Genomic DNA, 10897 nt, shown 5'->3' with positions numbered 1-10897 from the left:
GAACCGTTTCTGCGGCCGCGTCCGAACAAGTGGTGTGGAAAGTCAGCGAAGGGGAACGATGGAACTCGTACAACCGCGGCGGCCGAGAGATGCGGGATCAGAGCCGGTACAAGTGGCTCCGGAGCTGCTGGGTCAAGTGGCGCGGGGTGACCACGCCGCCTTCGCAAGGCTGTACGACCTCATGGCCGGCAAGGTGTTCGGGCTGATCCGGCGCGTACTGCGGGACGAGGCGCAGTCGGAGGAAGTGTTCCAGGAGGTCATGCTCGAGGTGTGGCGCAAAGCCAGCCGGTTCGACGCCGCACTGGGCAGCCCGTCCGCGTGGATCATGACGATCGCGCACCGCCGCGCGGTCGACCGGGTGCGCGCAGCGCAGGCCGCGGGCACCAGGGAGACGCAAGCGGCGCAGCTGGAGGTCGACACACCGTTCGACGACACGAGCGAGCAGGTGGCCAGCCGTCTGGAGCATCGGCAGGTACGCCGGTGCCTCGGCATGCTGACCTCGTTGCAGCGCGAGTCGGTGCTGCTCGCCTACTACCAGGGCTACACCTATCCCGAGGTCGCGAGCCTGCTGAAGCTTCCCCTCGGCACGGTCAAGACCCGGATGCGCGATGGCCTGATCAGACTGCGTGACTGCATGGGGGTGTCGGCATGAGCCTCGCCGACGAACACCGGATGTCCGGCGTGTGGGCGCTGAACGCCTTGGACGATGCGGAAAGCACTGCGTTCGAACAACATCTGCGCGAGTGCGCGAGCTGTGCGGTCGAGGCAGCCGAACTGAGGGAGACCGCGGCACGGCTTGGTGAGGCCACCGAGTTCGCGGCACCTCCGGAGCTCAGGGCGCGCGTGCTCGCTGCCGCGGCGCGGACCCGGCAGCTGCCGCCAGAAGCCAAGGCATCTGTGATGCTCCCTGAACGCCGATGGTTCAAGCGACTCGGCGTACTTGCCGCCGCCGCGAGCGTCCTCGGTGCCGTGGCGCTCGGGACACTGGCAGTGCACCACAACAATGAGACCGCGCGCGAAGTTGAGGCTCTCCGTGAAGTCGCCGCCGAATACGACGAGCTCGCCGCGTTGGTCTCGTCTCCCGGAGCGGCGACGGTGAGCAGATCCGCCGAGCACGGTGGTACCGGAACGGTTGTGCACGCGCCCGGTCACCACAAGATCGTCTTTCTTGCTGGTGGACTGCCGGCGTTGCCCTCGGACCGTTCTTACCAGCTGTGGATCGTGACCGACGACGGTCCGCGCTCCGCGGGCGTGCTGCCCACGGGCGACAAGCCGCCGCCCGTGGTCGTGGAAGCTCTGGCGGGCACGGAGAAGCTGGCGCTGACCGTCGAGCCCAGCGGAGGATCGCAAGGCCCGACGACGGTGCCCGTGGTCGTGCTTCCGCTGACGGTCTGAGCCGTGGCCGCGGCGCAGGCGGCGGGCCACCTCGTAGCCGCGCTCGTGAACCCGTTGGCGTTGCCGTTCCTCGCTGTCGGCAACACCGCGCTCGACCTGACGCCGCATCCGTCGCCTGCCCAGCGGTTGCCCAGTGCTTGCCCAGCGGTCGAATCCACACTCCGGGAGTAGCTCGATCGCAGGCAAGTACACCGTTGGAGGTATTTCAGTGACTGCAGGAACGAGACGGTCCGGGCGTCGCCTGGCCGCGCTGGCGGTAGCCCTGGCCGCCGGGCTCGTCACCACGGCGGTGGTGACGTCGCCGGCGCATGCCGTGCCCGGCCTCCAGAAGTTCCAGGGTGCGGTGTCGGCGAACGACTCAGCGCCGACCAAGACGGTCCACGCGGACTGCCCGGCCGGCCTGCGGGTGCTGGGCGGCGGCGGGTGGATCTTCACCGGCGGCCCCGACGCCGACAAGGTGGCGCTGATCGAGCTGCGGCCGGTACACCCGCCCAGTGGGGTGGACCAGTACGTGGTCACCGCAGAAGAGATCATTCCGAACATCACCAGCAACTGGTCGGTCCAGGCGTACGTGATCTGCTCAAGCCCGATCAGCGGACTGAACATCGTCGCCAACACCGGGTTCAGCTTCTCCTCTTCGGCAGATGCCTTCTGCCCGATCGGCCAGGTCGTGCTGGGCAGTGGCGGCAAGGTGAACAACCCGGCGGGTCACGTCAAGCTGACCGAGGCGACCCCGCTGCTTGCCGGCGACAGGGTCACCACGGGCGTCGTCGAGGACAACGCCGGCGCGACCAACGTCTGGAGTGTGACCTCGTACGCGGTCTGCGCACCGAGGCCTGCCGGTTACCAGGTGGTCTTCGCGCGGTCGGACCTGCGGGCGTCGGAGCCGGAGAAGCCCGCCGTCGTTGTGTGCCCGGCGGGGACCAGAGTGCACGGGGCTGCGGCGGTCGCGCTGACGCTCGAGACCGGTGGTACGGGAACCTCTGGGGCTTTCGCCCTTCAACTGATCTACCCGTTCAACGCCCTGGACCGGGTCCAAGCCTTCGCGGTGGAGATCGTTCCGACCAGCATCACCTGGGAGGTCCGGGCGGTCGCCATCTGCGCGGCCTGACTGCACCAGGTAGGCAATGCGGGAGCACACCCCGTCCGGGCGTGCTCCCGCGGCCGTGGTGGCAGATCGGCCGATGAGTTGTTCTACCGCGTTGCCGGCGCTCAGTTCGGTCTTCACCTCGATCTGAAGGGCCGCCTTCAGCGCTGTCGCCGCTGCTTCGGTGAGCCACTGCCTGCCTCTTCGGCTGCCCATTGCACCGCGTGCGTTGCGGTTTTCGATCCGTCGAGTCCCACGACCACCGGTCTGGTCACGGTCATCCGTCCTCAGCTCGTTTCCTTCAGCAGCGTCCGGGTCTGGGTCGCGATCTCGATGTCTTCTCGTGCCTCGACGACCACGACCGCCACAGCGGTGCTGTTCGGGCCGATACCGAGGAAGGCAAGCCCAGCAGTGGTGTCCGCGCGCAACGCGGCGTCGTGCTCGCCGACACCGCCGGTGAACACGAGCACGTCGATGCCGCCCAACGACGCAGCCATCGCGGCGATGCCTTGACGCAGCCGGTGCACGTAGACCTGGAGCGCGAGAATCGCGTGAGCGTCGCCGTTTTCCGCGGCCTGGCGCACGTCGCGCAGGTCGCCGCCGGCCTCGGAGAGTCCCGCGAGCCCGGAGTGGTGCTCCAGCCCGTCCTCGAGCTCGTCCAGCGTCAGCCCGGCGCGCTGGAGCCACACGAGCAGGCCGGGGTCGACGTCACCGCTGCGGGTGGCCATCACGAGGCCTGCCAGCGGGGTGAAGCCCATCGTCGTGTCGACCGAACGTCCATTCGCGACAGCGGCGAGTGACGCCCCGGAGCCGAGGTGGCAGCTCACGACCCGAGCACCGGGCCTGTCCGCCAGCTCAGCGGCTCGTCGGGACGCATAGGCGTGCGACAGACCGTGGAACCCGTACCTGCGCAGGTCCCACTTGCGCCGCCACGACGCAGGAACGGCGTAGGTGGCCGCGGCCGCGGGCATCGTGGCGTGGAAGGCGGTGTCGAAGCACGCGACCTGCGGTACGGCGTGCAGCAACTGGCGCGCCGCGTCGATGCCGGCGAGCGCACGGGGCTGGTGCAGCGGCGCCAGCCCGGTGAGCGCCTCGATCTCGGCGCGCACGTCGTCGTTGATCGCGGTCGCACTCGTGAACTCGGAACCGCCATGCACGACGCGGTGCCCGACAGCGTCCACGGAGGGCGCGCCGCGCAGGAAGTCTTCCAGCGGGCGCATCTCGCCTGACCAGCGGTCCACGGTGGTGTCGGCGAGGACGGTGTTGTCCTCGCCGAGGAGGCGGAGCTTCAGGCTGGAGGAGCCCGCGTTCACCACGAGCAGGTTCATTGCCAGGTCCAGTCGCGGATCTCGGGCAGGTCTTCGCCGTGTTCGCGGATCCAGGTGTGGTGGCGGGTGCGCTGGTCCTGCATGTGCTGGCGCAGCCGGGCGGCTTTCGGGCCGAGTCCGGGGACGCGGTCGATGACGTCGATGACGAGGCGGTAGCGGTCCATGTCGTTGAGCACGAGCATGTCGAACGGTGTGGTCGTGGTGCCTTCTTCCTTGTAGCCGCGGACGTGCAGGTTGTGGTGGTTGGTGCGGCGGTAGGTCAGGCGGTGGATGAGCCACGGGTAGCCGTGGTAGGCGAAGATCACCGGCTTGTCGGTGGTGAACAGGGCGTCGAACTCGCGGTCCGGCATGCCGTGCGGGTGCTCGGTGTCCGGCTGCAGGCGCATCAGGTCGACGACGTTGACCACGCGGACCCGCAGCGACGGCAGGTGTTCGCGCAGGAGCTTCGTCGCGGCCAGCACCTCGACCGTGGGGGCGTCACCCGCACACGCCAGCACGACCTCCGGCTCCTCGATGCCGTCGTCGGTGCTCGCCCACTCCCAGATCCCGGCGCCGCGGGTGCAGTGCAGGATCGCCTCGTCGACGTCGAGCCAGTCCGGTGTCTCGTTCTTGCCGGCCACGATGACGTTCACGTAGTCCTTGCTGCGCAGGCAGTGGTCCGCGACCGAGAGCAGCGTGTTGGTGTCCGGCGGCAGGTAGACGCGGACGACCTCGGCCTTCTTGTTCATCACGTGGTCGATGAAACCGGGATCCTGGTGCGAGAAGCCGTTGTGGTCCTGGCGCCACACGTGTGAGCTGAGCAGGTAGTTCAGCGACGCGACCGGCCGCCGCCATTCCAGCTTCTTGTGCGTCTTGAGCCACTTGGCGTGCTGGTTGAACATCGAGTCGATGATGTGGATGAACGCCTCGTAGCAGTTGAACAACCCGTGCCTGCCCGTGAGCAGGTATCCCTCCAGCATGCCCTGGCACAGGTGCTCGGACAGCACCTCGATCACCCGGCCGTCGTGGACGAGGTGCTCGTCGACGGCCAGGGTTTCCGCCTGCCACTGCTTTCCGGTGACCTCGTACACGGCGTCGAGCCGGTTGGAGGCCGTCTCGTCCGGGCCGAAGATCCGGAAGGAGCGGGCGTCGGCGTTGAGCGTGATGACGTCGCGCAGCATCCGGCCGAGCACCCTGGTCGGTTCGGAGTGCGTGGTGCCGTGCTTGACGACTTCAGCCGCGTGCGCGCGGATGCCAGGCATCTTCAGCTCCCGCAACAGCAATCCACCATTGGCATGTGGCGTCGCGCCCATCCTGTGCTCCCCGGTGGGCACGAGCGCGGCGAGCTCCGGTCGGGGAGCACCGCTCTCGTCGAAGAGCTCGTCCGGCCGGTAGCTGCGCAGCCACGCTTCCAGCTGACGCAGGTGGTCCGGGTTGTCTCGCACGCCGGCCAGCGGAACCTGGTGCGCACGCCAGGTGTTCTCGACCGGAACTCCGTCCACTTCGGACGGTCCCGTCCATCCTTTGGGGCTGCGCAGCACGATCATCGGCCAGCGCGGCCGGTCGTGCGTGCTCTTGATGCGGTGGATCTCGTCGAAGACCTGGTCGAGCACCTCGGCCATGCGGGCGTGCATCGCCTTCGGTTCGTCGCCCTGGACGTAGAACGGCGCGTAGCCGTAGCCGCGCAGCAACGCGTCCAGCTCGTCGTGCGGGATGCGCGACAGCAGGCTGGGATTGGCGATCTTGTAGCCGTTGAGGTGCAGGATCGGCAGCACCGCGCCGTCGCTCTGCGGGTTGAGGAACTTGTTGGCGTGCCAGCTGGTCGCGAGCGGCCCGGTCTCGGCCTCTCCATCACCGACCACGCACGCCACGACGAGGTTCGGGTTGTCGAACGCGGCACCGAACGCGTGCGCCAGCGAGTACCCCAGCTCGCCGCCCTCGTGGATGGAACCGGGCACCTCGGGCGCGACGTGGCTGGGCACGCCGCCGGGGAAGGAGAACTGCCGGAACAGCTTTTGCATGCCTTCGGCGTCGCGCGGCACGTCCGGGTAGGTCTCGCTGTAGGTGCCCTCCAGCCAGGTGTTGGCCAGCAGTGCGGGGCCGCCGTGGCCGGGGCCGGTCACGAAGAGCATGTCGAGATCGCGCTCGCGGATGATCCGGTTGAGGTGTGCGTAGAGGAAGTTCAAACCCGGGGTGGTGCCCCAGTGCCCCAGCAGACGAGGCTTGATGTGCTCCGGTGTCAGAGGCTCGGTCAGCAGCGGGTTGTCCACGAGGTAGATCTGGCCGGCCGACAGGTAGTTGGCGGCTCGCCAGTACGCGTCGAGCAGCTCCAGGTCGGCGTTCGACATCTCGCGCTCCTCAGTCGGGGTTGGTGCCTTCCACGCTGCCGTCCGGATCGATCACGGGACAGGGCACGCGGTCCGCGTCGGCAGGGACTGAAGTCCCTGTCCGGTCCGGGCGCGTGTGGGTCTCCTGGAGCGATGACGTCTTGCGACAGGGCGAGCCGTAGGGCGGAACCCGCCGGTAGTCGCCGATGATTCGCCCTCCTGGCGGTCGAGGTCGCCGGGAGTGTGCGCGGTGATCGACGACGGGGTGCGTGCGTCGACGTCGTAGCTCCCGCCCGGCGCGGAAGCCGCGCCAGGCAGCGGTGGTCGTGCGCTCGGCGGTGGTGGTCACCGGGTCAGCACCACCTTGAGCGCGCCGGAGTCGCCGGCGTTCTCGAACACCTCGTAGGCCTGCTCCATCTCGTCGAGAGCGAACCGGTGCGTGATGAACCGCTCGCCGTCGATCCGGCCCGACGCGACCATGCGCAGCAGGGTGGGCGTCGAGCTGGTGTCGACCAGCCCGGTGGTGATGGTGACGTTGCGGATCCAGAGACTTTCCAGGTGCAGCGTGGCGGGTTTGCCGTGCACGCCGACGTTGGCGACGTGGCCACCTGGGCGCACGAGCTTCGTGCACAGCTCGAACGTCTGCGGCACACCGACGGCCTCGATCGCGACGTCCGCACCGAGTCCGCCGGTCAGCTCGCGGACGACCCGTTCGGCCTCTTCGGCAGTGGACGCGGTGACGTCGGCGCCGAACTGCTTCGCCGCGTCGAGCCGGGATGTCGAGAGGTCGACGGCGACGATGTGGCTGGGGCTGTAGAGCTGCGCGGTCAGGATCGCGGCGAGCCCGATCGGCCCGGCGCCCACGATCACCACGGTGTCGGCGGGCTTGATCCGTCCATTGAGGACACCGACTTCGTACGAGGTCGGCAGGATGTCCGCCAGTACGACCGCTGCCGTGTCCGTGACGTCGTCGGGCAGCAGGTGTGTGGAGGTGTCGGCGAACGGGACGCGCACGTACTCCGCCTGCACGCCGTCGGTGGTGTGGCCGAGGATCCAGCCACCACCGCCCAGGCACTGACCGTAGCTCCCGACGCGGCAGTACCGGCAGCGGCCGCAGGACGTGATGCACGAGATGAGCACCCGGTCGCCCGGCTTCACCGAGGTGACTGAGGTGCCGGCCTGTTCCACGATGCCGACCGCCTCGTGGCCGAGGATGCGACCCGGCTCGACCTCGGGGACGTCGCCGGAGAGGATGTGCAGATCGGTGCCGCAGATCGTGACCGCGGTGACGCGCACGATCGCGTCGGTCGGGTCCTTGATCTCCGGCTGGGGAACGTCTTCCCACGCGCGCTTGCCGGGACCGTGGTAGACCAGCGCCTTCATCAGGATTCCTCCTCGTCGGTTCGTCGCTTCTCAGCGTTCTCGGGCCGGCGGACGTGGCGCAGAGCCCGTGGTCCCGGACGCCGGAGGACCTAAGGACCTCCACGCCTTTGGTGTGGCCGACCTACCGTCGAGACATGAAGCACGCTCTTGTGGTGTACGAGTCGATGTTCGGCAACACCAAGGAAATCGCCGAGGCCGTGGCCGAAGGGCTGCGCGCGACCATGACCGTCAGGATCGTCGAAGTGGGCTCCGCTCCGGCGGTGCTCAGTGACGACGTCGGGCTGCTCGTGGTCGGTGGTCCGACGCACGCGTTCAGCATGAGCAGGCCGAACACCCGCGCCGACGCCGTCACCAAGGGAGCCGACGAGAAAGCCGCCGCAGCCGGTGGATTGCGCGAATGGGTCGAGCAGGTCGGCAAGGGCGCGGCGCGTCCGCCAGTCGCCGCGTTCGACACGAAAGTCAAGCGGCCTATGCTGCCTGGCTCTGCTGCTCGTGCCGCGCTCACGCGGTTCAAGCGCGCACACTTCCCGGTGCTCACGGCAGCGGAGAACTTCTACGTCAACGGCACAGCCGGCCCGCTGATCGAAGGTGAGCCGGACCGTGCCCGGAACTGGGGAGCCAAGTGCGCGGCCGAGGCAGGACCATGACCGCTGTCCTTGCCGTGCCGGACAGGCACTGCGCCGGAGGGGCGACGTGCTGACGATCGGCGTCGAGGGCTGCACAACTGGAGCGGGCCTTCGGCGACTTGTTCGGGTTCGCACCGCGGAACCAGCCCTGCGCTTCCTCGACGAGCCCACGACTCCGCCGCAGGAGTTGCGGTTGTTCGCGGGCATGCCCGCGCCGGTCCACCTCGCCGCAGCCGGGCGCCTGCTCAGCTCTTGACGCCCTTGACCTCGGCGTTGTGCTTGACCGTTCGCAACACCGCGCGGCTGATGACCGACGCGGCCGGCGTGCTGATGCGCCAGTAGCGGCGGAAGTTGAGCCAGGCCTGCGGATCCGTGAGCGTCACCCGGATCTCGGAGGTGACCAGCGTGCGGCGTTCTCCGTACGGATGCGTGGTGAACGACCACACGACCTTGCCGTAGCCGGGCTCGGCGAAGTCCCCGAAGTCACGTGGCTCGCACGGAAACCACTTCACGACCGGTCGCCAGAACTTGCCGACGGCACCGAGCACGATCTCGTGGCCGGAGTTCTCGCCGAGGATCATCCAGTCGGTGCCGGCGTCGAGGTCGTCCCACGTCAGCCTGGTGCGCTCGCGAGCAGGTCCTTCCTTGCGGGCCCGCCACCGCTCGGGCACGTCGCGGAACCACACCGCGAACGCGGCGGGACCGCCACGCAGCTCGGTGAGGTCCAGCTCGCGCAAGGACTTCCACGTCGCCGCGGGATCCGCGTTCACCAGCAGGTGGTCGGTGCGGCCGAACTCAGGCCTGGGTGCGAACCGGTCGGCTAGGAGAGGGGACGGCGACGGGGCCATGGTGTGCCTCCAAAACCGGTTGGTGCACCACGAGAACGGGGCACGGCGCGTGATGGAGTGCCGCCCTGGTGACGGTACCGCTCTCGTGCGTGTCACCGGAACCGACGATGATCACAACTGGTTCCATGCGTTGACGATGCTTCGTCGCGTCCGTCTGGAGCAGGGCGGGAAGAGTCTTCCGCGGCGGGACGAAGGTCCCGTCATCGCCGGGCGTGCTCGTCGGAGTCGATCAGCAGCTCGGCGACGGAGCGCCGCGGAGTGGCCGGCACCGGCGTGCTGAACCCGACGCGCAGCACCGTCTGCGGCACGAGCAGGCCGCCCAGCGCACGCCGCAGATCCTCCCGGACGCGCCGGACCTCCACTGGCTGGGACAGGAACGACGCGGACAGCCCGTGCGTGGTCGCGGTGAGCAGGACGCGCTGCATCGCCTGTCCTGCCTGCAGATCGCCGAGCGCCCCGTCGTAGAACGAGCAGAGGACCATCACCAGCGGGTCGGACTCGTAGTCCTTGCCGGGGTGACGTTCCGGGCCCTGGAAGTCGCGGAACGTCCACTCGTCCTGCATCTCCGGACGCACGCCCGCCGAAGCAGGCGGTATGCCGTCGGTCGCACCAGGACGGTGGCCCGTGAACGCGGCGAGCTCGGCCTGCACGGCCTCGTCGCCGAGCTGGATCTCGTGCGCCTGCTGGACGAAGCGCTTGAGCTGGGCGCGCTGCTCGGGGGTGACTACGACGTGCAGCCACGAGCGTTCGAGCTCGGCCGCCCGTACCAGCGCGTTGCGCTGGCGAGGATCGATGACCCCGTCGAGGAACGGCCGGCGGTTGGTGCGGCGACGGGGCACGGCCTCGAGCAGGGCGCGGTGCTCCTCGTCGATCTTGATCGTGCCGCCGCGGCGGACCACGGCGAGGGCGCCGGGCGCGTCGTGGCCGGGCAGCATCGAGACCAGCGGACGCACGCCCGTGCTCTGCAGGGCCAGCCGGAGGTTGAACAGCGCCGCGCCGCACGACAGGCGCAGTTCGCGCTCTTCCGGGTCGGTGGCCGCCAGGGTGCGGCTCGGGTCCGGGTGCAGCTCGATCCGGTCGCGCCGGACGCGGAACCGCCACGGCTGCGTGTTGTGCACGGACGGAGCGAGCGAGGCAGCCGCGAGCGCGCTCTCGATCTGTCCGGGCCCGAGCCCCAGAGCCGCTCCTGCTTGTGCCATGTCCTTCACCCCATCGTGTTGCCTGGTGGATCGTCTTCTCCCACTTTCCGCGTCGCCGTGGAGCAGACCCACCATCGAAGGTCCCGACCTGGCAGGGACCGCTTGGCGCCGTCACGACAGCGTGAAAGGCTTGATCGATGGTGGGTCCCGAGGAGAGACCGGTCCGCAGCCTGCTCGGTGGGTTGCGGCTGGACGAGCTGCTCGACGAGATGCGCGACCGGCTCGCCGAGATCGGGTCGACCCGCGACAAGATGCAGAGCCTGCTGGACGCCGTGCTCGCGGTCGGTGCCGGGCTGGAGCTGGATTCGACGCTGCAGCGCATCGTCCAGGCCGCTGTGGAGCTCGTGGGTGCCCGCTACGGCGCGCTGGGCGTGCTCGGCTCGCGGCACAACCTCTCGCAGTTCGTCTACGTCGGCATCGATCCCGAGGTCCGTGCGAACATGGGCCATCTGCCCGAGGGCAAGGGCCTGCTGGGTCTGCTGATCAAGGATCCGCGGGCGATCCGGCTGCACGATCTCAGCGAGCACGCCGCGTCGGTCGGGTTCCCGCCCAACCACCCGCCGATGCACAGCTTCCTCGGCGTTCCGGTGCGGGTGCGCGACGAGGCGTACGGCAACCTCTACATGACCGAGAAGCTCGGTGGCGGCGAGTTCACCGCGTCGACCTTCGGGGTGAGGACGCTGGTGAGGCGCTGCGGGGTGAGGGCGTCGACCAGGGCGTCGTCG

General features: G+C 69.0%; 13 protein-coding genes. 7 read left to right on the top strand and 6 right to left on the bottom strand.

Annotated elements, in window-relative coordinates; genetic code table 11:
* Positions 1-58 precede the first annotated feature (58 nt).
* The 4 genes from sigK to ABZX92_RS43370 are packed head-to-tail and all read left to right on the top strand — an operon-like array spanning position 59 to position 2506.
* Complete coding sequence (sigK, locus tag ABZX92_RS43385; protein ID WP_355571618.1) at positions 59-652, top strand: ECF RNA polymerase sigma factor SigK; 594 nt, start codon at positions 59-61, stop codon at positions 650-652.
* Complete coding sequence (locus tag ABZX92_RS43380; RefSeq protein WP_355571616.1) at positions 649-1395, top strand: anti-sigma factor; 747 nt, start codon at positions 649-651, stop codon at positions 1393-1395. Before sigK ends, ABZX92_RS43380 begins: the two co-directional genes overlap by 4 nt.
* A gap of 3 nt (positions 1396-1398) precedes the next feature.
* Complete coding sequence (locus tag ABZX92_RS43375; protein WP_355571620.1) at positions 1399-1566, top strand: hypothetical protein; 168 nt, start codon at positions 1399-1401, stop codon at positions 1564-1566.
* Positions 1567-1603: 37 nt separating this feature from the next.
* Positions 1604-2506 carry a hypothetical protein gene (locus ABZX92_RS43370; protein ID WP_355571614.1) on the top strand — a complete coding sequence of 301 codons (903 nt, stop codon included), beginning with the start codon at positions 1604-1606 and terminating at the stop codon, positions 2504-2506.
* Positions 2507-2643: 137 nt separating this feature from the next.
* Here the strand turns inward: ABZX92_RS43370 and ABZX92_RS43365 are convergent, their stop codons facing one another.
* The 4 genes from ABZX92_RS43365 to ABZX92_RS43350 all read right to left on the bottom strand — a co-directional run bounded on the left by ABZX92_RS43365 (position 2644) and on the right by ABZX92_RS43350 (position 7499).
* A complete protein-coding gene (locus tag ABZX92_RS43365) occupies positions 2644-2763 on the bottom strand; it encodes a universal stress protein (protein WP_355571612.1) in 120 nt (39 codons plus the stop codon).
* Positions 2764-2769: 6 nt separating this feature from the next.
* The gene (locus ABZX92_RS43360; protein WP_355571610.1) at positions 2770-3810 is read right to left on the bottom strand and encodes an acetate/propionate family kinase; all 1041 of its coding nucleotides are present in this window, start codon (positions 3808-3810) and stop codon (positions 2770-2772) included.
* Entirely contained in the window at positions 3807-6137 is a 2331-nt protein-coding gene (locus tag ABZX92_RS43355; RefSeq protein WP_355571608.1) for a phosphoketolase family protein, read from the bottom strand. The genes ABZX92_RS43360 and ABZX92_RS43355 overlap by 4 nt, the downstream gene beginning before the upstream one ends.
* A 324-nt stretch (positions 6138-6461) precedes the next feature.
* Entirely contained in the window at positions 6462-7499 is a 1038-nt protein-coding gene (locus ABZX92_RS43350) for a zinc-dependent alcohol dehydrogenase family protein (protein ID WP_355571606.1), read from the bottom strand.
* Between the two features lie 134 nt (positions 7500-7633).
* On the opposite strand from ABZX92_RS43350, the gene ABZX92_RS43345 reads away from it, so the two are divergent.
* Positions 7634-8146, top strand: coding sequence for a flavodoxin (locus ABZX92_RS43345; protein ID WP_355571604.1), 513 nt, complete (start codon positions 7634-7636; stop codon positions 8144-8146).
* Positions 8147-8192: 46 nt separating this feature from the next.
* Positions 8193-8381, top strand: coding sequence for a hypothetical protein (locus ABZX92_RS43340; protein ID WP_355571602.1), 189 nt, complete (start codon positions 8193-8195; stop codon positions 8379-8381).
* On the opposite strand, the gene ABZX92_RS43335 is transcribed toward ABZX92_RS43340, so the two are convergent.
* Together ABZX92_RS43335 and ABZX92_RS43330 are read right to left on the bottom strand one after the other, a co-directional pair.
* The gene (locus ABZX92_RS43335; protein WP_355571600.1) at positions 8371-8973 is read right to left on the bottom strand and encodes a hypothetical protein; all 603 of its coding nucleotides are present in this window, start codon (positions 8971-8973) and stop codon (positions 8371-8373) included. The two genes, ABZX92_RS43340 and ABZX92_RS43335, sit on opposite strands and share 11 nt — an antisense overlap.
* 200 nt (positions 8974-9173) lie before the next feature.
* Positions 9174-10172, bottom strand: coding sequence for a nitroreductase (locus ABZX92_RS43330; RefSeq protein ID WP_355571598.1), 999 nt, complete (start codon positions 10170-10172; stop codon positions 9174-9176).
* Positions 10173-10309: 137 nt separating this feature from the next.
* Between ABZX92_RS43330 and ABZX92_RS43325 the strand changes: the two genes are divergently transcribed.
* Positions 10310-10897 (top strand): GAF domain-containing protein (locus ABZX92_RS43325; protein ID WP_355571596.1); only part of this gene is annotated, 588 nt, incomplete at its 3' end.

This window comes from Lentzea sp. NPDC006480 (assembly GCF_040611995.1).
In the GTDB taxonomy this organism is placed as follows: domain Bacteria; phylum Actinomycetota; class Actinomycetes; order Mycobacteriales; family Pseudonocardiaceae; genus Lentzea.
Note: the sequence above shows the minus strand (reverse complement) of the source record. Positions and strands in the feature narration are given on the sequence as shown.

Coding starts and splice junctions, on each gene's coding strand:
- ABZX92_RS43380 (WP_355571616.1), top strand. CDS start 649: ATGAGCCTCGCCGACGAACACCGGATGTCCGGCGTGTGGGCGCTGAAC.
- ABZX92_RS43345 (WP_355571604.1), top strand. CDS start 7,634: ATGAAGCACGCTCTTGTGGTGTACGAGTCGATGTTCGGCAACACCAAG.
- ABZX92_RS43350 (WP_355571606.1), bottom strand. CDS start 7,499: ATGAAGGCGCTGGTCTACCACGGTCCCGGCAAGCGCGCGTGGGAAGAC.
- ABZX92_RS43360 (WP_355571610.1), bottom strand. CDS start 3,810: ATGAACCTGCTCGTGGTGAACGCGGGCTCCTCCAGCCTGAAGCTCCGC.
- ABZX92_RS43355 (WP_355571608.1), bottom strand. CDS start 6,137: ATGTCGAACGCCGACCTGGAGCTGCTCGACGCGTACTGGCGAGCCGCC.
- sigK (WP_355571618.1), top strand. CDS start 59: ATGGAACTCGTACAACCGCGGCGGCCGAGAGATGCGGGATCAGAGCCG.
- ABZX92_RS43330 (WP_355571598.1), bottom strand. CDS start 10,172: ATGGCACAAGCAGGAGCGGCTCTGGGGCTCGGGCCCGGACAGATCGAG.
- ABZX92_RS43365 (WP_355571612.1), bottom strand. CDS start 2,763: ATGACCGTGACCAGACCGGTGGTCGTGGGACTCGACGGATCGAAAACC.
- ABZX92_RS43335 (WP_355571600.1), bottom strand. CDS start 8,973: ATGGCCCCGTCGCCGTCCCCTCTCCTAGCCGACCGGTTCGCACCCAGG.